Source organism: Pedobacter gandavensis (assembly GCF_032678745.1).
In the GTDB taxonomy this organism is placed as follows: domain Bacteria; phylum Bacteroidota; class Bacteroidia; order Sphingobacteriales; family Sphingobacteriaceae; genus Pedobacter; species Pedobacter gandavensis_C.
On sequence record NZ_JAVTST010000003.1, the window covers coordinates 392,549 to 415,389 of the forward strand.

The following is a 22,841-nucleotide window of genomic DNA, read 5'->3' on the forward strand; positions in this document are numbered from 1 at the left end:
TAGGGCTTTAAACTTTCTGCATGATTTGGAACTCAAATTGATATATCAAAAGCGTTAGGTAAATTAAACACACACACAGATGAAAAAGCTAATCAAATTACCGGCAATTGTGTTGGGGCTTCTGCTCCTGATGACCGGTTTCACACAACGCGCTATAGCGCAGGATGAGGACATATCGCTCCAATCATTTTATGATGAGCTTTCTCCTTATGGTACCTGGATTCAGGACCCTCAATATGGATACGTCTGGCGACCTGACGTTGACCAACAAGATTTTAGACCGTATTATAGCAATGGCCGCTGGGCTATGACCGAATACGGCAATACCTGGGTATCTGATTACGACTGGGGATGGGCTCCATTTCATTATGGAAGATGGGTTTATAACCGCTACAGACAATGGTTATGGATCCCTGACACAGTATGGGGGCCGGCTTGGGTCAGCTGGAGAAGCGGTGGCGGATACTATGGATGGGCTCCTTTAAGCCCCGGACTGAATATCAACATCAATATTGGCATACCGGATAACTGGTGGGTATTTATTCCGCAGGCAAATATTTATTACGATCGCTTTCCAAGGTATTATTCTCGAAGAAATGTGACGATTATTCACAATACCACCATCATCAATAACACCTATGTAAGGGGAAGAAGAACATACTATACTGGTCCAAGAGTGGACGACGTAAGGCGTGCAACAAGAGGTGATGTGCCAGTGTATCGTGTTAACCGAACAGACAGATCCGGAAGAAGTGAAATTAGGGGCAATGAATTGAATATTTACAATCCAAGAGCCTCAAGGACGGCGAGAGGAACCGTTGAAGCACCAAGAACTGCGATAAAAGGCGATGCGAACTTAATCAGAGGGGATCGTACTTCTCCGGCAAATTCTTCTACGATTAATCGTCCTTCCAGAAATGAGGGTACCGCTAGAAATAGAAATCCCGGAGTAGACCGATCAGAAAGAGGAAATCGTGGTGATGCAAGTATAAATCCTTCCAGAGAAAACAATCCCTCGAGAGAAAGTACAGGTAACAACAGGTCATCAAGGGAGAATAACAGACCTGCCACTTTGCCCAACAGAAACACTGATGTAAATCAGCCTCAAATTGACCGGACGAATCCGACAAGAGAAAATCGTCCATCAAGAACGCAAAATAATACTTCGCAACAGCAACCTATATATCAACAACAGACGCCACAACCTCAAAACAGACCTCACCGTGAGCAAAGAACAGAAAGTCCTGTGAGGCAACAACAGACTCCACAGACTCAGCAACAACGTCAACCGGAACCGCAAAGGCCGCAACAATCAGCCCCTCCACAAAGGGTAGAAAGACAAGAAAGCAGGCCAATGCCTCAACAACAGCCACAAAGAATGGAAAGACAGGAGCGTCAGAGTGCAGCTCCCCGTTCTGAAAGTAGAGGTGGCGAAGGTAGATCAGAAGGTGGAAGAACTTCCAGAGGAGGAAGAGGATAAAATTTTGAAAATTATTGAAAACCGGTTAGCAATAGCCGGTTTTCTCTTATCTCCTATTTCCGATCCGCATCACTATAGGAAGCGATACGATTTCTTTTATATATTATATTTATCTTTGCAGCCTCATCAAGCACAACAGGCTTAATTCTTTATGATTCACCCAGAAATAGAAAAACGAAAAACATTCGCTATTATCAGTCACCCCGATGCCGGTAAAACTACCCTTACAGAGAAGTTTCTACTCTTTGGAGGAGCAATTAACACAGCTGGCGCGGTTAAACGTAACAAGGCAAACCAAAGCAATACTTCCGATTTTATGGAAATTGAAAAGCAGCGTGGAATTTCCGTGGCTACCTCAGTAATGGGCTTTGAGTATAGTGGAAAACGCATTAACATCTTAGATACTCCAGGTCACAAGGACTTCGCGGAAGATACTTACCGTACTTTATCTGCGGTAGATAGTGTTATTTTAGTGGTCGACTGTGTAAAGGGCGTAGAAGAGCAGACTGAAAAGTTGATGGCAGTTTGTAGAATGCGAAATACCCCAGTAATCATCTTTATCAATAAAATGGATAGAGAGGGTAAGGACGCTTTCGATCTATTAGATGAAATTGAGAATAAATTGAACATCAGTCTTTGTCCTTTGTCATGGCCAATTGGTCAGGGACATACCTTCAAAGGCGTCTACAGCATCTATAACAATCACCTGAACCTTTTTGAGGCAGATAAAACTAAAATCAGCGAATCGGTAATTGGAGTAAATGATCTTAATGATCCTAACCTGAGCAACTTCCTGAAACCAAAAGAGCTGGATGGCCTGAAAGGCGACCTGGAATTGGTAGATGGCGTTTATGGTCAGCTAGATAAAAGCATGTACACGGAAGGCCTATTGGCCCCTGTATTTTTTGGTAGTGCGATTAATAACTTCGGAATTAAAGAATTGCTGGATACTTTCGTTCAGATTGCGCCTAGCCCTAGAAGCAGGGAAGCTGAAGAACGCGAAGTGAAAGTAGATGAGAAAAATTTTAGTGGTTTTGTATTTAAAATACACGCTAACTTAGATCCAAAACACCGTGACCGTATTGCATTTTTAAGAGTTTGTTCTGGTAAGTTTGAGCGTAATAAGTTTTATTACCATACACGTCAGGGGAAGAAACTGAAATTCTCAAATCCGATGGATTTCATGGCCAATGAGAAAAGCATTGTAGAAGAAGCGTGGCCTGGAGACGTTGTTGGACTATATGATAGCGGAAACTTTAAAATCGGTGACACCTTAACTGAAGGCGAACAATTAAAGTTCAAGGGCATTCCGAGCTTCTCTCCTGAGATATTTAAGGAAGTTGAGAATAGAGACCCATTACGCACAAAACAGCTGGAAAAAGGCATACAGCAGCTTACAGAGGAAGGCGTAGCACAGCTATTTACTGCGCAGCCAGGTAACCGTAAAATTATTGGTGCAGTGGGTGAGCTTCAATTTGAGGTAATTGCTTTCCGCTTAGAGCATGAATATGGTGCGAAAGCCCATTTCCGCACTTTAAGTTATGGCCGCTCGAACTGGGTTACATCTAAAGACAAGAAAAAATTAGAAGAATTCCTGAAAAGGAAACAACAACATATTGGTGAGGATAAAGATGGTAATCCGGTATTCCTTGCGGATAATGATTTCATGATCAATATGACCATGCGTGATTATCCAGATATTGAATTCCATAAAACTTCGGAATTTAAATAAGTCATTAAAACATTTAGCACAATGCCGTAGCTATAAATGCAAATGCCGCATAGAGTTCTGAACTCTATGCGGCATTTGCATTTATTAGTAAGATTTAGAAAAGCTCAGGATTACTTCCTTTCCATTACTGATTATTTAAGTTTAGTCAGAGCAGTTTTGATCCTTGGGATCATATTTTCGATATCACTTAAAGAACAGCCTCCAACAGAAGCACGGAACCAGTTCACCATCTCATCAGTTCCAAACGCGGAGAAAGGAACCAAGGCCACCTGGGCTTCTTTGATCAGGTAAAAATTCACATCTGCGCTGTTTTTCAACACTTCACCTTCTGGCGTAGTCTTTCCAATGTAATCGATTTTTAATGTCAGATAAATTGCACCCATTGGAATTACCGCATCTACTGCCAAACCAGCTGTTTTCAATTGCTGAAAGCCATTGTAAAGTGCATCAAGGCTATTTTGAACCTGCTGTTTAAATGAAGTCAGGTATTGGTCTACCAGAGTTGCATTCTTAAAATACTTTGCAACTGCTACCTGTTCTGCCTTAGGTGCCCATGCTCCGATATGGCCCAATATTGATTTCATTTTACCAATGATGTTTTCTGGTCCGAAAGCCCATCCAACTCTAACTCCTGTAGCCGACAAACATTTAGAAATCCCATCAATATAAATCACATAATCTTTCAATTCCGGTCGTAAACTTACCGGGTTGATGTGTTCCTTACCGAAGGTTAATAACGAATAAATCTGGTCATACATGATGTACAATGGTTTTTCATCCGGTGATCGGCTGTCGTTTTCGGCAATCACAGCATCACAAATTTCTTCCAGTTGTTCCTTCGTAAACATTGTACCTGTAGGGTTCAGCGGAGAACATAAAGCCAGTAGTGTAGCCCCTTTAAAATGAGGCTTCAGCTGTGCTGCCGTTGGCATAAAATTATCTTCTACTGTGGTTTCCACAGCAATTCCTTGTGCAGAAGAAAGGTGACAATAATGGTTATTATTCCATGATGGTGCCGGATAAATCACTTTATCTCCCGGATCAATCAGCGCCAGGTAAGTTGCATAAATTAAAGGGCGGGACCCACCTGCAACCAAGATATCCTGAGCGGTATAATTTAGGTCATATCTGTCTTTCAAAACTCCTACTACCGTTTCGCGTAAAGGCAGGATACCATCTGCAGGAGGATAATTGGTTTGATTATGGTGATAAGCATCAATAATCTCATCTCTCAGTTCGGCAGGAATTGGAAAAATAGAAGGGTCGAAATCACCGATGGTCAGATTTGCAATCTCTGCACCCTTTCTCTTCATTTCATTTACTTCATTTCCAATTTTAATGATTTCCGAACCGATGAGCGTGTTGGCTAATACTGATACTTTCATTGTATTTTATTTATATATGAATAATTAAGCCAGCAATTTTTCAATTGCGGCAGTCGTTTTCTCAAATTTGAACTGGGAGCGTACTTCATCCATCATGGCTTTTATTTCAGGATTGCAAAGATTTCCGATGCTTCCTTCATGTGTATGATTCAACTGTGTCGACGGTGAGAATGTGCCATTTTCAATTGATTCTCCAACAATTTTATAAGCCTCTCTAAAAGGAATACCTTTTAAAGCCAATTCGTTTACTACTTCAACGCTGAATAAGTAAGCATATTTTTTATCGGCTAGGATCTCCTCTTTAATGCGGATATGTTGCAGCATATAAGTAGTCATTTCCAAACATTCATTCAAAGAGGTAATGGCTGGGAAAAGATTTTCTTTCAGCAATTGCAGGTCGCGGTGATAACCGGAGGGTAAATTAGTGGTCATCAATGCAATTTCATTCGGTAGCGCCTGAATCTTATTACATCTGGAGCGGATCAATTCAAAAACATCTGGGTTCTTTTTATGAGGCATGATGCTCGAACCGGTGGTTAATTCATCGGGAAAAGAGATAAATCCAAAGTTTTGGTTGATAAACAAGCAGACATCCATGGCCATTTTAGCCAATGAAGCGGCTACCGAAGACATCGCTTGTGCGAGTACACGTTCCGTCTTCCCTCTACCCATCTGCGCATAAACCACATTATAATTGAGTTTTTCAAAGCCTAGTAGTTCCGTCGTCATCGTTCTGTTGAGAGGAAAAGAAGAGCCGTAACCTGCTGCAGATCCCAATGGATTCTTATTGCAAATTTTATAAGCGGCCAACATCATTTCCATATCATCCACCAGACTTTCGGCGTAAGCGCCAAACCACAAGCCAAAAGAAGAGGGCATTGCGATCTGCAAATGCGTATAACCTGGCAATAATTTATCTTTATGGGTATTACTCAGTTCAATAAGTTGTTCAAAAAGTATAGTCGTATTGCCAACCATCTCTTCTATACAGCTTCTGAAATAAAGCTTCAAATCTACCAGAACCTGGTCATTACGGGAACGTCCGCTATGGATTTTCTTGCCTGCTTCGCCGATGCGTTGGGTAAGCAACCATTCTACCTGCGAGTGTACATCTTCTACTGTATCCTCGATGGTAAATTTCCCTGCAGCGATATCTGCGTAAATATGTTTCAGTTCTGTTTGTATTTCCACCAGTTCCGATGCGGTTAACAGTCCGATGCTTTCCAACATTTCCACATGAGCTAAAGAGCCCAGCACATCAAAAGCTGCCATTTGCAAATCCAGTTCTCTGTCTTTACCAACAGTAAAAGTTTCGATATCCTTATTTACGTCTACGTTTTTTTGCCAAATCTTCATTTATCAATCTATAGTTTAGGTTCTTTAAAGGCTAAAAGTATTTTGCAAAAATACAATAATTACGCTATAAAGGAGGATAAACCGGGCAGGCTAATCATAGTGTTTCCCTGTACAATATTCTTGTCACATTAGAATATTGTTAAACTAAAACAATAATTTAGTAAAAACCTGTAATCATAATGAATAGAATCAAGTATTCACTCTTACTGTTGATCCTTCCCTTCGCAACAAGCGTGATGGCACAACAGAAACCCGCATTGAGCTGGAAGGATGTCTCCAAATGGAATTTCATCAGAAGTAACACCTATAGCCTTTCCCCTAACGGACAATGGTTATCCTGGGCTAAAGGTCCTACAGAAGGCGATCTTCAGACCGTCATTAGAAAAGTTTCTGATACTGTCAATTTCAGTTACCCTATTGGGGCGACCGCTTCTACTGTCGTTTATTCAAAAGATGCCAAATATGCTGCATTTAAAGTTTCGGCAAAGGACGCGGAAGTCAAAGCGGTAAAAAAAACCATGAAACCACTTTATGATCAGCTGGTACTGGTTTCTTTACCTGGCAATCAAAAGACAACTTTTGAAAAAGTGAAGACTTTCAGTTTTTCTGCGGATAACCCGGAGTGGTTAGCGATTCATTTTACGGCTGCTGAAAATGCGTCAAAAGATAAGGATGCTTCAAAAGGAACGGATCTTTTGCTGTATCAATTGACTACAAAAAAGAGCTTCAACCTGGGCAATGTATCCGAATATTCCTTCAATAAATCAGGAACTATATTGGCCTATATCATTGATGCCAACGGACAAAATGGGAATGGAATTTTCATTAGAGATATGAAAACCGGGCTCATCACCGCATTGGAAAATGACAAAGCAACCTATAAAAGTATCAGCTGGAATGAGAATGGAGACGCTTTTGCGTTACTAAAATCCAACAAAAATGAAAAATACAAAGAGGATATTTTTACGGTTATCGGAATTAACAAAATTGCCGGGGAACTAAGTAACAAGATCTCCTTCAGTGCGCTAACTTCCAAAAACTTCCCGAACAACATGGGAATTAGCGGGAATGGTACGCCTTATTGGTCAGAAGACCAATCCAACCTCTTTTTTGGTATCACCACTAAGGAAAAGAAAACAGATAGCACAAGTAAAGATAAAGCCGGAGACCAGAGCAAAGGCAAAGCCACTGGCACAGATAAGACAAAGACCGACAGCACAGGAAAAGCCAAGCCAGAGAATAAAGCGCTGGCTAAAGCAGACATTGAAAAACCAGATATGATCATCTGGAATTGGCAGGATAAGCGCCTTCAATCTGCACAACAAACTCAAGAAACCAGGGATAAAAACTACAGCTATCTTAGTTCTTATCGCATTGCGGATCAGAAAATCAGTCAACTGGCAGATAGCAATCTAAAAACAGTTGTAATGGGTCCAAAAAACCTTTATGCCATTGGTTATGACGATTCAAACTATGAATTAGTGAGCAATCTCGACGGACAAGGTTATACCGACATCTATGTTATTGATTTAAAAACAGGGAATAAAAAACGTGTTTTTGAAAAGTTCTACACTGAAGGCAGGGGATTATTAAGCATGGCTCCAAATGGTAAATGGGCAAGTTTTAGCAACGACGGTGCTTTTTATAGCATCAATTTGGAAACTCTGGAGCAATACAACCTGACAAAAAACATCAAAGCATCATTTGTAGATGAGTTAGACGACCACAATATCCTTAAACCTGCGACCTCCAATTTCGGCTGGTCTACAGACTCCAAATACGCACTGATCAAAGACAACTACGACTTATGGCGTATTTCTGCAGATGGAAAGACTGTAGTATCCCTTTCTGACAATTGGAAAAGCAAAAAACAACAAGTGCTTGGAAAATCCTATATCTATCAGAAAGAGAAAGGAACAGACCTAACTAAAGACCAATATTTTCTTATTTTCAATAATCAGAACAAAAATTCAGGCATTGGACTTTTAGAGGCTGGCAAAACCAGTATCAAGCCTATTTTCATGGATGCTCATCTTTATGGTGGTTTAACAAAAGCCACAGATGGAAATGTTTTCATTTACACAAAACAAGGCAATGAAAAGTCGCCGGAAGTGTATGCAACCACCTCTTCAAGTCTGGCTAACGCAAAACAAATTACCAAAAACACTCCTGATCAGGAAAAATATGCCTGGTCTCCAAGCGTAAAACTCATCAACTATGTAAGTGCTAACGGCGACTCTCTGCAAGCCACGTTATACCTCCCTGCTAATTATCAGGAAGGGAAGAGCTACCCTACCATCACCTACATATACGAACGTTTAACTGATCAAATGAATACCTATGCCATGCCTGGTTTTCCTGGAGGTGGCTTCAACAGGGCGATGTATACCAGCAATGGTTATGCAGTTTTAATGCCTGATATCAAGTATAAACTAAACGATCCGGGGATGTCAGCGGTCGCTTGTGTGGTACCTGCAGTAAAAGCAGCGATTGCTAGCGGCATTGTCGATGAGAAACGAGTGGCCATCCATGGCCATTCCTGGGGAGGTTATCAAACTTCCTTCTTAATTACTCAAACTAACATTTTCAAAGCCGCAGCGGCAGGTGCTCCTTTAACCAATATGATCAGTATGTATAGTCTGATTTATTGGAACAGTGGTGGTACAAATCAGGCGATTTTTGAAGCGAGTCAAGGAAGGCTAACCCCTGGTTACTGGGACAATTGGGATGCTTTTACGCGCAACTCTCCAATATATCACATCAAAAAAGTTCAAACCCCATTGTTGTTGTTGCACAACGACAAAGATGGCGCGGTGGACTACACACAAGGAATTGAGTACTACAATGGGCTTAGAAGATTGAATAAACCTGTAGTCATGATCACCTATCGTGGTGAAAACCATGGAATTGCAAAATTACCAAACCGAAAGGATTATGCAGTACGGATGATGGAATATTTCGACTATATGTTAAAAGATAAGCCTGCACCCGATTGGTGGGCAAAAGGAATCAATCGTTCTGATCTGGAAAAACACCTGGAAGCCAGAGCGTTTGAAAACATAGGAGAATAGTGAAAGAAAAGAGGCCGCAACACCAATTTAAGGGTTGCGGCCTCTTTATTTCAAAGAATATTCTAAGCGGTGTGCTTATAGAATAATCATTTATCTATTTCCCGTTGATCACTGGCTTTAACATTTCGATATACAGTTTAATCCCTTCTTCTACCTCATTCACAAACACATATTCATCTGCCATATGAGAGCGTGCAGAATCACCAGGCCCGACTTTTAAAGAAGGAATACTCAATAATGCCTGGTCAGAAGTTGTTGGAGAGCCATAAGTTGTTCTTCCCAATGCGATTCCTGAAAGTACAATCGGATGTTCCTTATCAATCGAAGAAGGCTTCAAACGCACAGATCTAGGCGTTACCGTACAATCTACATTTGTTCTGATAATTTTCAAAACCTCTTCATTTGCATAAGCATCCGTTACCCGTACATCCACTGCAAAAGTACAAGTTGCTGGAACCACATTATGCTGAGATCCGGCGTTGATAATCGTTACCGACATTTTTAATGGGCCAAACATTTCCGAAACCTTAGAGAAACGGTAACTGCGAAACCATTCAATATCTTTCAAGGCTTTATAAATCGCGTTGTCTCCTTCTTCTCTGGCAGCATGTCCCGCTTTTCCGGTAGAAACACAGTCTAAAACCAATAAGCCACGTTCGGCAACTGCTAAATTCATTAAAGTCGGTTCACCTACAATGGCAAATTCCAGTTCCCCAAGATCTGGAAGAATACATTCCAGTCCATTAATTCCGGAAATTTCCTCTTCTGCAGTGGCAGCCAGACACACATTATAACTTAACCCTTCCTGCTCATAGAAGTAAAGAAAGGTCGCTATAAGCGAAACCAGACATCCTCCCGCATCATTACTCCCTAATCCATATAACTTACCATCGTCAACTATTGGCGCGAAAGGATCACGTGTATAGCCGGAATTAGGCTTCACCGTATCATGGTGCGAATTTAACAGCATTGTTGGCTTTTTAGCATCAAAATGCTTGTTATAAGCCCATACGTTATTCAATTTGCGCTGAGTTTTTATATTGCGCGTCTGCAAAAACTGTTCAATTACATCAGCAGTTTGATCTTCTTCTTTAGAAAATGAAGAGATGCTAATTAATTGTTTCAACAGTTCTAAACTATCTTTTTGCAGTTGTTCTATCATAATTTTATTCTTTGGTATATAAAGCGCCGGCTTTTTGTGCCGACAGCTTGATGCCTTTGATTAAAGAGGAGCTAAAGCCATTATGCTCCATCTCATTTAATCCGGCAATGGTACAGCCTTTCGGCGAAGTTACTTTATCTATTTCCTGTTCCGGGTGCGACTGCATCTGTAACAGCAAGTCGGCGGCTCCCTTTGCGGTCTGAACCGCCATTTTCAATGCTTCATCTGCATGGAAGCCAATTTCCACCCCTCCTTGCGAAGCCGCTCTAATCCCTCTTAAAAAGAAAGCAATTCCGCAGGCACAAAGTGCCGTTGCGGCTGTCATTAAGTCTTCATTTATTTTCACAACCGCGCCTACGGTTTCAAACATTCTGGTTACTTCCTCCATGTATTCTACGGAAGCCTGATCAGTTGCAATACAAGTCATCGATTGCCCAATGGCGATGGCAGTATTTGGCATTGCCCGAACTACCTGAGCTTCTTCGCCCAGTTTATTTCTGATGTCTGCACAGCTTACGCCTGAGGCTACCGAGATAAAAAGATGTTTTTTCAAATCTATCGCAGGGCGAATCTGATCCATTAACTGGTTTAACTGCTGAGGCAAAACTGCCAGCACAATTACGTCTGAGGCGGCAACAACAGCAGCATTATCACCACTTACCACAAACCCTTGTTCTGCAAAGGGGGCTAAATGATCGACGTTTCTCCTGGTTAAACTAATCTGGCCGGGCTTTGCATAATTTGCTTTTACTAGTCCCCTGGCCAAAGAAATGCCGATATTTCCGCTTCCTAAAATGGCGATATTGCCGTTAAACTGTTTCATCTTTTTATGGTTTGGTTGGTGATTGTTTTAGGTATTCAAACAGAGTTACAGGATTAATCGGGTTCCGAAACCCTGTTCATGAAGCTGAGGAAGTTCATCGGCCTTGCCGATATATACCGCAGCTACTCCTTTTTTTATCGCTTCAAAAGCATTGTGTAATTTTGGAATCATCCCTCCGGATACAACCCCTTCGGCTTTTAATCCATCAAATTCCTGCATTCTGATTTCAGGAACCAGGGAATCGTCATCTTCGACATCGCGCATAACGCCTCTTTTTTCAAAGCAATAGACCAATACAGTATCATATAAATCAGACATTGCCACTGCTACAGCAGAAGCAATCGTATCTGCATTGGTATTTAACAACTGGCCTTCAGCATCATGCGTAATTGCACATAAAACGGGTACTAAGCCCGCTTTCATCAAACTATCTAAGGTAGCTGAGGCTACGGAATGCTCATCCAGGTCGCCTACATAACCATAGTCAATATCTTTTACAGGACGTTTAACCGCCTTGATGATATTTCCATCAGCACCGGTCAGGCCGATGGCGTTGCAACCTTTAGCCTGCAATTGTGCCACCATATTTTTATTGATCAGGCCCGCATAGACCATTGTCACGATTCTCAGCGTTTCAATATCTGTGATGCGGCGACCTTCTACCATTTTCGCTTCTACCCCCAGGGAAACTCCCAATTCAGTTGCAATTTTTCCTCCTCCATGAATTAAAATCTTATCTCCTGGAAGCGCATTAAAGTCCAGCAAGAACTGATGCAGTTTCTCTGAGTTGTCAATTACATTTCCGCCGATTTTAATTACACTTAGTTTCTTCATTTCTACTCAATATTTATTCAATGTTCCAGCCTTTACCAGCCTGGGTTTCTTTTGATCAAAAAGATCTCTTCTTTTAACTTCCGGAAAGATTTCATTCCTACAGTTCGCGCAATGGTTTTATAGAAAACTAGGGCGTATAAAAAAAGGATGTTGGAAAAACTCCAACATCCTCTATGGTATTTATAAATCTTCCAGGACTGCTTTCAGGACTGCTTGTGCGGCCCATAAACGATTCCCTGCTTCTTGTATTACCAAAGAATTTGGTCCGTCTAATACTTCCGACGATAGCTCCAAATCCCGACGCACAGGCAAACAATGCATCACTTTCGCATCATTTGTCACCGTTAGCCGTTCGTTGGTGATCATCCAACCCTCTGGAAAAGGCAATACCTTTCCATATTGTTTATAGCTCGACCAGTTTTTCACGTAGATATAGTCGGCATCTTGCAAAGCCTCATCAATGTTGTGACTGATATTTGCGCCTGGCGTAAAATCTTTGGAAAGTTCATAACCTACTGGCTGTACAATCGTAAAATCCAGGATCCCCTCTTCTTGTGCTTTACACATCCATTCCGAAAAAGAATTCGGAACAGCTTGTGGCAATGCCTTAATATGTGGTGCCCAAGCTAAAACCACCTTCGGTTTTCTATCACCTTTCCAGGTTTCCTTGATCGTTACCAGATCCGCCAAACTTTGTAAAGGGTGACGGGTAGCACTTTCCAAACTTACCACTGGAACGCCACAAAAGCTAATAAATTTATTAAAAAACTCTTCGTTATAGTCTTCGTCTCTGTTGACTAATTTCGGAAAAGAACGTAATCCCAATACATCACAATACTGCCCCATTACTGCGGCAGCCTCTCTAATATGTTCTACAGTTGTACCGTTCATCACCACACCATCACGTGTTTCCAATGCCCAGCCTTCCTTGTCCATATTCATCACCATCACATTCATCCCTAGGTTCAACGCTGCTTTTTGCGTGCTTAAGCGGGTGCGCAAACTCGGGTTCAGAAAAACCAGTCCTAAAGTCTTGTTCTTCCCTAATTCCTGATGCGCGTAAGGGCTTTTTTTCAAAGCCAATGCCGCTTCTACTAACTCTTTGATGTCTTCAACATCATTTACTGAAGTGAATTGTTTCATCTTATGATCCTGTTAAAGCCGTTTTAAAATGGGTTAAAAAGTGGTCTGCCTGTTCTTTTGTTAAATTCAAAGCAGGCAATAGTCTAATGACATTCGGTTTCGCCTCACCAGTAAAGATATGGTGTTTAAACAGCAGATCTTTCTTTACGTTTGGCAAGCTTTCCGGAAGTTCAATACCGATCATTAATCCACGACCACGAACCTCGGTAACCGCTTCAATTTTCTGAAGCTCAGAGATCAGGTACGCACCAACTTCTTCCGCATTTTTCATCAGCTGATCCTGGTCCATAATTTCCAACACGGCTAATGCTGCAGCACAAGCCAAGTGATTACCCCCGAAAGTAGTGCCTAACATCCCATGCCAAGGCTTAAATTTCGGAGCGATTGAGATTCCTGCTACCGGAAAACCATTACCCATACCTTTGGCCATTGTATACACGTCCGCTTCAACGCCTGCATAGTCATGAGAATAGAAATTCCCTGTTCTGCCATAGCCACACTGTACGCTATCCGCGATATAAAGCGCGTCATATTGATCACAAAGTGAACGGATCTTTTGAAGGAAGCTTACAGAGGCCTCTTTAATACCGCCCACACCTTGAATACCTTCAATAATTACTGCACAAACCTCCTTACCAAAGGAAGCAAAAGCTGCTTCTAAAGCTGCTTCATCATTATGAGGAAGGAAAATAACATTTTCCGTTTCATTAACCGGGGCAATAATTTTAGGGTTATCCGTAGCAGCGACTGCTAGAGAAGTTCTTCCGTGGAAGGCCCCTTTAAAGGCAATAATTTTTTTACGTCCGTTATAGAAAGACGCTAATTTCAATGCATTTTCATTTGCTTCTGCGCCTGAATTACATAAAAACAGCTGATAATCCACTTTTCCAGATACTTTCCCCAGCTTTTCAGCAAGTTCTACCTGCAAAGGAATTTTAACGGAATTAGAATAAAAGCCCACTTTATTCAACTGATCGCTCAGTCTTTTCACATAGTGAGGGTGAGTATGACCGATAGAGATCACGGCATGGCCGCCATAAAGGTCTAGATATTCCTGGCCTTCGGCATCCCAAACGGTACTACCAGCGGCTTTTACGATTTCAATATTGTTTAACGGGTATACGTCAAATAAGTTCATTTTTTGAAGGTTTGAATAGGTGATTAAAAGATTAAACGGTTCCTGAACAACGTCCAGTACAGCGGGTTTTAATTAAAATCCTGCTGCTTTAAGCGCCAGACCTTGCCGCTCTTCCAGTCCAAAAATCAAATTCATATTCTGCACCGCTTGTCCGCTTGCCCCTTTCAATAAATTATCAATGATACTGATCACAAACAGCTTATTGCCATGTTTTTCCACATGCACCAATGCTTTATTTGTGTTCACCACCTGTTTCAAATCTATATTTTTCTTACTCACATGCGTAAAAGGATGTGCTGCATAATACTCCTCATACAAAGTTTGTGCTTCCTCGGCTGATAGGTCGCTTTCCACATACATGGAAGCCAAAATCCCTCTTGGGAAATCTCCACGTTGTGGGATGAAATTCAGGATGCCATCAAAGTCCGGATCCATCTGTACCAGGCTTTCGCCGATTTCATTCAGGTGCTGGTGATCAAAAGCCTTATAAATCGACAGGTTATTGTTTCTCCAACTAAAATGAGAAGTTGCAGAGAGACTTTGTCCCGCACCAGTAGAACCGGTAGTTGCATTCACATGGACTTCTCCTTTTAACAATCCTTTTGCTGCCAGTGGTAATAATCCCAACTGAATACAAGTGGCAAAACAACCTGGATTTGCGATATAACTGGCTGTTTTAATACGATCGCGATTCATTTCCGGTAAACCATAAACCCAATCCTGACCTGCAGCAGCTTTCAATCTAAAATCCTGACTCAGGTCAATGATTTTGATTCCTTCAGCAACTGGATTGGCGGCTAAAAACTTTTTCGCATCACCATGACCTACACATAAAAACAGTACATCAATATCCGAAGACAACTCTCCTGTAAAACGTAAATCAGTATCTCCAAAAAGATCGGTGTGTACATCAGAGATTAGGTTTCCTGCATTGCTTTTGCTGTTTACAAAAACAATGTCTACCGAAGGGTGATTGATCAGCAATCGAAGCATCTCTCCACCGGTATAACCGGCACCGCCTACGATTCCTGCTCTAACTTTCATCGCCGTTCACTTTGTGCCAGATCATTACCTGGTTACCAAAAATCTTAGAGAAACCTTTCACATCTTCACCACTCCATGCATTGTTCATTTCGCCATAGCTACCGAATTTATTGCTCATTAGATCATGTGCAGACTCGATACCGATAATCTGGAAACGATAAGGCAACAATTCTACGAACACTTTTCCGCTCACCATTTTCTGTGTATTGGCTAAGAAAGCTTCGATATTGCGCATGATTGGATCGTGAAACTGACCTTCATGCAAATAGTTTCCATAAAAAGAACCCAATTGCTCTTTCCATGACAATTGCCATTTTGTTAAAGTATGTTTTTCTAACGTATGGTGTGCTTTGATAATCACCATTGGTGCCGCAGCTTCAAAACCTACACGACCTTTGATTCCAATAATGGTATCTCCAACGTGAATATCTCTTCCGATGCCATAAGGCTGTGCAATAGCTTGTAATTTTTGGATGGCTGCAACTGGAGCTAAAGTTTCTCCGTCGATACCTACCAGTTCTCCTTTTTCGAAAGTCAGCTCCAATTTACGTGGTTCCGTTTCTGAAACTTGCGTTGGCCATGCTTCTTCAGGTAAAGTTTCATTAGAAGTTAAAGTTTCTTTTCCTCCTACAGAAGTACCCCATAAGCCTTTATTGATAGAATACCTTGCTTTTTCAGCGCTGTATTCTACGCCATGATTGGCTAAATATTCTATTTCCGCTTCGCGGGATAATTTCAAATCTCTGATTGGCGTGATGATTTCTACATTCGGGATGATGATGTTAAAAATCATATCGAAACGTACCTGATCATTTCCTGCACCGGTACTACCGTGAGCAACATAATCAGCACCAATTTTTTTCACATAGTTCGCAATCGCTGTAGCCTGACTTACACGCTCTGCACTTACAGAAAGCGGGTATGTTGCATTTTTCAACACATTACCGAACACTAAATATTTAACACAGCCATCATAATAATTGGCAGTTTCATCCACTACCGCATGAGAAGCTACTCCTAAGGCATAAGCACGTTTCTCGATCTCCTGAAGTTCTTCTTCAGAAAAACCACCGGTATTAACAATCACAGAATGTACTTCCAGTCCACGGTCCTGTGCCAAATAAATACAACAAAACGAAGTATCCAAACCTCCGCTAAAAGCTAAAACAACTTTTTTCTTCATCTTAAAATAACAGCTATTTAAATAAAAAGGTAAACAATAATAATAGGGCTTTTAATCCCCCTTTTCCCGAAGGCTTAGGCTTTAACACCAATCTTTGTTTGATGCGCATAAAGCGTTCATACAATTTCGGCTTTCGCTCTAATTCTTCTGCAAATTTCTTTGCCACATCGTGCTTTTGAGTTGCAGGATCGTAAAGCATTGCGGTACACATGCAATTCTTACGTTCCTTCATTGTCAGGATTTCAAAGTTCACGCAACTTTGACACCCTTTCCAGAAATCTTCATCCTGGGTAAGTTCTGAGTAGGTAACCGGCTCATAACCAAGGTCAGAATTGATCTTCATAACCGCAAGACCAGTGGTTAAACCGAAAATTTTTGCTTTCGGATATTTCTGTCTGGAGAGTGCGAAGATTTTTTCTTTGATGGCATGGGCTAACCCGGCCTTTCGGAATTTAGGACTTACAATGAGGCCAGAGTTGGCTACAAATTGTCCATGACTCCAGGTTTCGATATAACAGAAACCTGCCCAACTTCCATCTTTATGAAAGGCGATGACAGATTTTCCATCCGAAATTTTACCTGCAACGTACTCCGGAGAGCGTTTAGCGATACCTGTACCACGTGCTTTGGCAGACTCTGCCATCTCTTCGCAAATTTCTTCGGCAAAGACACGATGTTCAGGAAGTGCAACTTGCACTATAAAATCGTTTGTATTCATTAATAGGTTAACGAAAAAAATAAATGTTCTGATTAATTGTTTTTTAAGAGGCAATCCTCTATGGAAATGTACTGAGGTTTACTCAGAAATGATTCAAATCCGGGGCGTGAAATTTTGCCGATTAGTGGTCACAGAAAATATGGGTCGCAAACGGACAATAAACAGACTTTTGGAAGCAATGTTCTTTGCTTCTACAATAGAAAGTTTATGTATTATTTGCTTAATCATTTCTTGTGTCTGATACTTCTTTAAAATAGTTGAGGCGCAAAGGTTTAAATAAATATTGAGTTGTGCAATACGTTTTTAATTTTTTTACATTTTTACGTGAAAAAAGATTAAATTAAAAACGGAGTTCCTTTCTCTCCTTTCGCTGCTTTAAAATATCAAAAATCAAGCCCCTTTTTCAAGCTTTCTGGTTTTGCTCCCCCTTTCTATTTTTTACCCATTTAAAATGCGATAATATGACCGTTTTTCTAAAAACAGAAAAGCTCCGCCTTTTAACTTTTCGTTCAAAAATAAGCTAATAGATAAAAGTAGGATCCCTATAAGCATTAAGTTTTCATTAAATCTCAAAACACAAAAAAACACATAAACCACTTAAAAACAACACATTACCTTCCGAACCTAAAATAATGAGAAAGTAAGCCTGGCCTCCCTTTCATCATCTCGGGAATGATGTCCATTCCTGCTACAGAAAAAGTAATGCCATTCCCACCAAAGCCCAAAACAAAATAACTGTTGGGGAACTTTGGATGTACCCCAATATAGGGTAGTCCATCTTTGGTCTCACCAAAAGTCCCGCACCAACAAAAATCATCAACAAACTGATGATCTGGCAGATACCGCTTCAACACCTTAATCAGCCGATCTCTTTTTCGTCCGATTAATGCATCTCTTAACTTGGGATTTTTAAAGTTTTCATCTTCCCCACCTACTAATAATCGTCCGTCGGCAGTAGTTCGCATATACAGATATGGGGTGTCAGTATTCCAAAATAGGGTGTTTTCTAGTTCTGGAGATAAAGTATTGTCTTTCTCACTCACCATTGCATAAGTGCTTTTTAGGGAGACAATCTTTTCCGGTAACATCGCCTGACTTTCATAACCGGTACAATGAATCACCTTCCCTGTGCTAATCTGCCGACCGCTTTCCAACTCAACCAGCACGCGGTCCTTTTCATACTTCAACTTTTTCATCGCCGTTTTATCAAACACGCGCAAGCCTTTTTTTGCATTGTAATGCAGTAAATCGTGCGCCAGACAAAAGGCATCCACACTTCCCCCATCTTCAGATAAAATCCCTCCTTCTGCCAGGATGCCATAGCGTTCCTTAATTTCTTTTTTCTCTAACCATAGTACCTCAAAACCGGCCATTTTCCTTGCCTCAAACTCCTTTTTCAACCAGGAAAGCTCTTTACCCTTGCTCGCAAAATAAAGTGAATCTTTACGCTCAAATCCGCAGGGCGAATCAATCTCTGCCACCAGATCTTTTAGCGTATAAATGGCATCTCTACAGGCCTTATAACTAGCAATAGCACCTTGCGCTCCGATCATTTCACTGAGTTTGTATAGTGGCACATCAATCTCATATTGTAACATAGAAGTTGTGGCTGAGCTGCTGCCATTGGCAATTTCTCTTTTATCTATCAGAACCGTATCATATCCCTCCTTGATCATTGCATGTGCCATTAACGCACCAGTGATCCCACTTCCCAGCACCAGAACTTCGCAACTGATGTTTTCCTGCAAAGAAGGATAGGTATGTAGCAATCCATTTTTTACTAGCCAAAAAGGTTCATTTGATCGAATGTTCATAGGTTATGAGTTCAAGTATCAAGAGTAAATTCAGATCAGGCACCAAGGATAAAGAATCAGAGGTCAGCCTGTCGATGTCCCTGCAATAACAATACTTTTAGCGATCTGTTTTAATCCCCAGCAGCTTTAAATCCCTTATCTTCGTTTTCAAATAACTGCCTCACATGAAAAAGTACCTGCTCGTTTTGCTGTTTATCTTTGCCAAATCATCCTTCGGACAAGACCTTAAAACGGCAAGAAAGGTTGTAGATACCCTAAGTTCCCGGGAGATGTGGGGCCGTGGTTATACTAAAGATGGGATGGGTAAAGCGGCTAACTTTATCAGTTCCGAATTTGCAAGCTATGGCTTGTTACCAATGTCTGGTAAAGACTTTAAACAAACCTTTACCTATCCTGCAAACACCTTTCCCGGAGCAATGACCTTGCGCATTAATGGGAAGCTACTGGTGCCTGGAAGGGATTTTTTAGTAAGTCCGGAAAGTATGGGGCAACGAGTAAAAGGAGTCTTAATCCAAAAAGACAGCATCACTTTCATCAATGCGGAGCATCGCCTGCTGTTAATTTTAAAAGATAAACTGACCTGGTCTGTGGCTCCAGAGGCAGCGGATTATACGATTATTGAGGTCGACCGAAAAGCAATAGCTGCTCCGCCTGAAAACATAGAACTCCACATGGAGAATAAATTGATTCCGGCATTCCCCGCTTCCAATATATGTGCAATGGTGAAAGGCAATACCAAACCCGATTCTATCCTGTTAATTACTGCACATTACGACCATTTAGGGAGTATGGGTAAGGATACCTATTTCCCTGGCGCAAATGACAATGCCAGCGGCATTGCCCTCCTGCTCAATCTCGCCGCATATTACAGCAAGAACCCACAACCATATACCATGGCCTTCATTTGCTTCGCTGGCGAAGAAATCGGTTTAAAGGGCTCCAAATATTTTACAGAACATCCATTAATCGAACTCAGCAAAATACGGTTTCTAACGAATGTTGATATGGTAGGCACCGGAGAGAATGGCATAACGGTGGTCAATGCGACGATTCTGCCTAAAGAATTCGCCCTGCTCCAACAGATCAATCAGGATAAAAAATACCTAAGTAAAATCAATTCCAGAGGCAAAGCGGCTAACAGCGACCATTACTACTTCACAGAAAAAGGTGTCCCCGCATTTTTCATGTACACTCAAGGAGGAATTGCTGCTTATCATGACATTAATGACCAGGCCACAACCTTACCTCTGACAGAGTTTGAAGATCTTTTTAAATTGTTTGTAGACTTTAACGCTGGCTTAATGAAATAAGCCAGGCTACCTGATAAAATCGCCTAAATCTTATAAAATATGGCCTAAATTTTCCTAAATCCTGTTGTCGGGTAAAAATTGGATTTCATAGGTCAAAACCGTCCTCTCAACTAATAAAATCTTTTCATTTTCTTATTGAACACATCTTTACGATAAGAAAAACAAGATTATATCATGAAGACGCTAAACCTCCTCCTAATTATTTTACTCCTTTCCCTAAGTTACGCAAAAGCCCAGGACACTATAACTGGAAAAGTGCTGGATGAAGCTGGCATCGCCATTCCTTTCGCCACATTAAAACTGTCATCCGCAAATGACAACACTCCTGCCCTTGTTAAATTAACTGATCAAAATGGCGTATTCAAATTACAATACAACGCTCACCAGAATCCCTCATTAACGGTCAGCTACCTTGGTTATATATCCTTAGTTAAAATGCTATCAACTGCTCAATCCAAACTCAGCGATACTTTACGCCTTACGCTTAAGTCTCAGGAAAACAACCTTGCTGAGGTTTCGATAACTGCCAGAAAAGCACTCATTACACAAAAGATTGATCGCCTTGTCTTAAACATCAGCAACAATTCGCTCAGTACGGGAAAATCTTCTTTAGAGATTTTGAGCCTGGCTCCAGGTGTATTTGTGAATAACGGCGCCATTTCAATTAATGGTAATGGTGGAACGAGAGTAATGGTTAATGGAAAAATTCTAGCCCTTAACGGAGATGATTTAACAAATTACCTGAACAATCTTCGCGCAGATGACATCGAATCTATAGAGGTGATTGCGCATCCGCCAGCCGAATACGAAGCACAAGGAACAGGGGGTATGCTCAATATCATTTTAAAAAAGCAAAACGCTGCTGGGATTAACGGATCTATTAATGCGGGTTATACTCAGGGTCGATATGCGGGAACCAATGAAGGTATTCGTCTAAATTTCAAGGAGGACAAAACCGTTTTCTTTATCAACTATACCTTCAATAAATTAAAAAGCTATGAAGATAGTGAGATCAACAGACAGTATGTTAATCAACCCTATCAATTTGCCGAAACCGCCAACTACATCAACAATAACACTGGACATAGGATAAATACCGGGTTGATCTATGATTTATCAAAGACACAATTCATTGGGCTTGATTATGTCGGCTCATTTAACAAAAAAACTGCTACTTCACAGTCTGTTGCCACTGTAGCTTACCCGAATAACGAACAGGACATCCGAAATATCGGCACATTTCCAGTAGATATGAAGACCAATTACCATAATATTGGCCTGAATTATAACATCACTATCGATAAATCCGGATCCGGCTTCCAATTATTAGCAGATTACACCAGCAATGAACTGAGGAAAAACAGTGCCGCTTATAGTACCTTCTATAATGATAACGACCTCCTCTTGTCGGACACAGCATTCAGAAATACCACGCCAAGCAATGCTACCATTTATACGGCTGATGCCAGGTATCTGAAGGTTTTTGGCAAAAATAGCAGCTTAACTTTTGGAGCAAAAGGCGTTTCCAGTGTGATTAAGAACAGTGCTACATTTGAAGGGCTGGAAGATGGCGAATGGGAAAATAATCCTGAGCAAGCTTACCGCTACGATTACAAAGAAAAAATCCTTGCTGGTTATTTCAACTATACTGGAAAAATATTGAATACTGATGTTAAACTGGGGATGCGTGGAGAGTATACCACAACATCCGGAAATTTAGTCACCTCCAATATGTTAACTGAAAGCACTAATTTCAATTTATTTCCTTCTTTTTTTTTGAAACATGGCCTGAATAAAGATGGAGATAATTATTTGTCATTGTACTATGGCCGAAGAATCTCCCGTCCTTCCTACAACAACTTAAACCCTTATGAATCTTACCTCAACAATTATGCTGTAAGCCGTGGAAACCCATATTTAAAACCATCTTTCAGCAATGTTTATGAAATCGGATTCACCCTACAAGGCAAGTATTCTTTTAAAGCTGGTTATCAAAATGACAAAGACCTGGTTTCACAACTTATCAAAATTGATGAGCAAAACCCCTTATTAGCTATCTATACCCATGAAAATTTCGGAAATAACAAAAATCTAAGTTTATCGGTTAATGTTCCAGTTTCCATCACCGAATGGTGGGAATCGAATACCAACGTTGAGATCAGGCATCAGAAGATCAATGCCCCCGACTTAAGCATCAGTAAAGGCATGGTTACCCTTCAAATGAATCATGATTTCAAGTTATCACCAAAAACAAGCCTCAACCTAAATGCCTTCTATCTTTCTAGTTTAATTGGCGGCAACTTTCTTGCAAAGAATCTGGTTAGCCTAAACATTGGTGCCCAATACAGGCTTTTAAACAATAAATTACTGCTAAAAACCACCATATCAGATCCCTTCTACACGTACAAAATAAAAGGAACCACGGTTTACAAGGACTACAGCTCAAATCTGAGCCAAAGCAGACAAACCAGAACGTTTAATGTATCAATGACCTATAACTTTGATCTGGGAAAAGCATTTAAATCCAAAATTTTGCAGAAAAGCAGCGAAGAGGAAGGAAAGCGTTTGTGAAAAAACTTAGCTTTACAGGCATAAATAACATAAAATAAGAAATAAAAGCAAGCCTGCCAGAAACCCATTTAATTTAA

Annotated in this window: 16 protein-coding genes; 5 read left to right on the forward strand and 11 right to left on the reverse strand. The window is 40.9% G+C overall.

Annotated features, from left to right (window positions below; translation table 11 throughout):
- Positions 1–79 precede the first annotated feature (79 nt).
- Entirely contained in the window at positions 80–1,480 is a 1,401-nt protein-coding gene (locus R2S10_RS13090; RefSeq protein WP_316840873.1) for a DUF6600 domain-containing protein, read from the forward strand.
- A 151-nt stretch (positions 1,481–1,631) separates the two neighbouring features.
- On the forward strand, positions 1,632–3,212 hold the full coding sequence (locus R2S10_RS13095) for a peptide chain release factor 3 (RefSeq protein WP_316840874.1): 1,581 nt from the start codon (positions 1,632–1,634) through the stop codon (positions 3,210–3,212).
- Between the two features lie 131 nt (positions 3,213–3,343).
- Here R2S10_RS13095 and R2S10_RS13100 read toward each other — a convergent pair whose 3' ends face one another.
- Entirely contained in the window at positions 3,344–4,597 is a 1,254-nt protein-coding gene (locus R2S10_RS13100; protein ID WP_316840875.1) for a pyridoxal phosphate-dependent aminotransferase, read from the reverse strand.
- Positions 4,598–4,621: 24 nt separating this feature from the next.
- The gene (gene argH, locus R2S10_RS13105) at positions 4,622–5,953 is read right to left on the reverse strand and encodes an argininosuccinate lyase (RefSeq protein WP_316840876.1); all 1,332 of its coding nucleotides are present in this window, start codon (positions 5,951–5,953) and stop codon (positions 4,622–4,624) included.
- A 179-nt stretch (positions 5,954–6,132) separates the two neighbouring features.
- Here argH and R2S10_RS13110 point away from each other — a divergent pair, with 179 nt between their 5' ends.
- Entirely contained in the window at positions 6,133–9,024 is a 2,892-nt protein-coding gene (locus R2S10_RS13110) for a S9 family peptidase (protein WP_316840877.1), read from the forward strand.
- Between the two features lie 94 nt (positions 9,025–9,118).
- Here the strand turns inward: R2S10_RS13110 and R2S10_RS13115 are convergent, their stop codons facing one another.
- From R2S10_RS13115 to R2S10_RS13155, 9 genes are all read right to left on the reverse strand, one after another.
- Complete coding sequence (locus tag R2S10_RS13115; RefSeq protein ID WP_316840878.1) at positions 9,119–10,186, reverse strand: M20 family metallo-hydrolase; 1,068 nt, start codon at positions 10,184–10,186, stop codon at positions 9,119–9,121.
- A gap of 4 nt (positions 10,187–10,190) precedes the next feature.
- On the reverse strand, positions 10,191–11,009 hold the full coding sequence (gene proC / locus R2S10_RS13120; RefSeq protein WP_316840879.1) for a pyrroline-5-carboxylate reductase: 819 nt from the start codon (positions 11,007–11,009) through the stop codon (positions 10,191–10,193).
- 45 nt (positions 11,010–11,054) lie between these two features.
- Entirely contained in the window at positions 11,055–11,843 is a 789-nt protein-coding gene (argB, locus tag R2S10_RS13125) for an acetylglutamate kinase (RefSeq protein ID WP_316840880.1), read from the reverse strand.
- Positions 11,844–12,023: 180 nt separating this feature from the next.
- Positions 12,024–12,986 carry an acetylornithine carbamoyltransferase gene (locus R2S10_RS13130; protein WP_316840881.1) on the reverse strand — a complete coding sequence of 321 codons (963 nt, stop codon included), beginning with the start codon at positions 12,984–12,986 and terminating at the stop codon, positions 12,024–12,026.
- Between the two features lies 1 nt (position 12,987).
- Positions 12,988–14,124, reverse strand: a complete 1,137-nt coding sequence (locus R2S10_RS13135) for an aspartate aminotransferase family protein (RefSeq protein ID WP_316840882.1) — start codon at positions 14,122–14,124, stop codon at positions 12,988–12,990.
- Positions 14,125–14,196: 72 nt separating this feature from the next.
- The gene (gene argC, locus R2S10_RS13140; RefSeq protein ID WP_316840883.1) at positions 14,197–15,168 is read right to left on the reverse strand and encodes an N-acetyl-gamma-glutamyl-phosphate reductase; all 972 of its coding nucleotides are present in this window, start codon (positions 15,166–15,168) and stop codon (positions 14,197–14,199) included.
- On the reverse strand, positions 15,158–16,351 hold the full coding sequence (argG, locus tag R2S10_RS13145) for an argininosuccinate synthase (protein ID WP_316840884.1): 1,194 nt from the start codon (positions 16,349–16,351) through the stop codon (positions 15,158–15,160). Before argG ends, argC begins: the two co-directional genes overlap by 11 nt.
- A 13-nt stretch (positions 16,352–16,364) precedes the next feature.
- Entirely contained in the window at positions 16,365–17,069 is a 705-nt protein-coding gene (locus R2S10_RS13150) for a GNAT family N-acetyltransferase (protein WP_316840885.1), read from the reverse strand.
- 611 nt (positions 17,070–17,680) lie between these two features.
- Positions 17,681–18,883: an FAD-binding oxidoreductase gene (locus tag R2S10_RS13155; RefSeq protein ID WP_316840886.1), complete on the reverse strand. Its 1,203-nt coding sequence runs from the start codon at positions 18,881–18,883 to the stop codon at positions 17,681–17,683.
- A gap of 164 nt (positions 18,884–19,047) precedes the next feature.
- Here R2S10_RS13155 and R2S10_RS13160 point away from each other — a divergent pair, with 164 nt between their 5' ends.
- Together R2S10_RS13160 and R2S10_RS13165 are read left to right on the forward strand one after the other, a co-directional pair.
- Positions 19,048–20,193 (forward strand): M28 family metallopeptidase, encoded by a 1,146-nt coding sequence (locus R2S10_RS13160; RefSeq protein WP_316840887.1) that lies wholly within the window; start codon positions 19,048–19,050, stop codon positions 20,191–20,193.
- A 174-nt stretch (positions 20,194–20,367) separates the two neighbouring features.
- Positions 20,368–22,764 (forward strand): outer membrane beta-barrel protein, encoded by a 2,397-nt coding sequence (locus R2S10_RS13165; RefSeq protein WP_316840888.1) that lies wholly within the window; start codon positions 20,368–20,370, stop codon positions 22,762–22,764.
- Positions 22,765–22,841 lie beyond the last annotated feature (77 nt).

What these genes read in the sequence shown, in the direction of transcription:
- proC (WP_316840879.1), bottom strand. Translation starts at nt 11,009, where the DNA reads ATGAAACAGTTTAACGGCAATATCGCCATTTTAGGAAGCGGAAATATC.
- argC (WP_316840883.1), bottom strand. Translation starts at nt 15,168, where the DNA reads ATGAAAGTTAGAGCAGGAATCGTAGGCGGTGCCGGTTATACCGGTGGA.
- R2S10_RS13095 (WP_316840874.1), top strand. Translation starts at nt 1,632, where the DNA reads ATGATTCACCCAGAAATAGAAAAACGAAAAACATTCGCTATTATCAGT.
- R2S10_RS13160 (WP_316840887.1), top strand. Translation starts at nt 19,048, where the DNA reads ATGAAAAAGTACCTGCTCGTTTTGCTGTTTATCTTTGCCAAATCATCC.
- R2S10_RS13115 (WP_316840878.1), bottom strand. Translation starts at nt 10,186, where the DNA reads ATGATAGAACAACTGCAAAAAGATAGTTTAGAACTGTTGAAACAATTA.
- R2S10_RS13150 (WP_316840885.1), bottom strand. Translation starts at nt 17,069, where the DNA reads ATGAATACAAACGATTTTATAGTGCAAGTTGCACTTCCTGAACATCGT.
- argB (WP_316840880.1), bottom strand. Translation starts at nt 11,843, where the DNA reads ATGAAGAAACTAAGTGTAATTAAAATCGGCGGAAATGTAATTGACAAC.
- R2S10_RS13090 (WP_316840873.1), top strand. Translation starts at nt 80, where the DNA reads ATGAAAAAGCTAATCAAATTACCGGCAATTGTGTTGGGGCTTCTGCTC.
- R2S10_RS13155 (WP_316840886.1), bottom strand. Translation starts at nt 18,883, where the DNA reads ATGAACATTCGATCAAATGAACCTTTTTGGCTAGTAAAAAATGGATTG.
- R2S10_RS13165 (WP_316840888.1), top strand. Translation starts at nt 20,368, where the DNA reads ATGAAGACGCTAAACCTCCTCCTAATTATTTTACTCCTTTCCCTAAGT.
- R2S10_RS13135 (WP_316840882.1), bottom strand. Translation starts at nt 14,124, where the DNA reads ATGAACTTATTTGACGTATACCCGTTAAACAATATTGAAATCGTAAAA.
- argG (WP_316840884.1), bottom strand. Translation starts at nt 16,351, where the DNA reads ATGAAGAAAAAAGTTGTTTTAGCTTTTAGCGGAGGTTTGGATACTTCG.
- R2S10_RS13110 (WP_316840877.1), top strand. Translation starts at nt 6,133, where the DNA reads ATGAATAGAATCAAGTATTCACTCTTACTGTTGATCCTTCCCTTCGCA.
- R2S10_RS13100 (WP_316840875.1), bottom strand. Translation starts at nt 4,597, where the DNA reads ATGAAAGTATCAGTATTAGCCAACACGCTCATCGGTTCGGAAATCATT.
- argH (WP_316840876.1), bottom strand. Translation starts at nt 5,953, where the DNA reads ATGAAGATTTGGCAAAAAAACGTAGACGTAAATAAGGATATCGAAACT.
- R2S10_RS13130 (WP_316840881.1), bottom strand. Translation starts at nt 12,986, where the DNA reads ATGAAACAATTCACTTCAGTAAATGATGTTGAAGACATCAAAGAGTTA.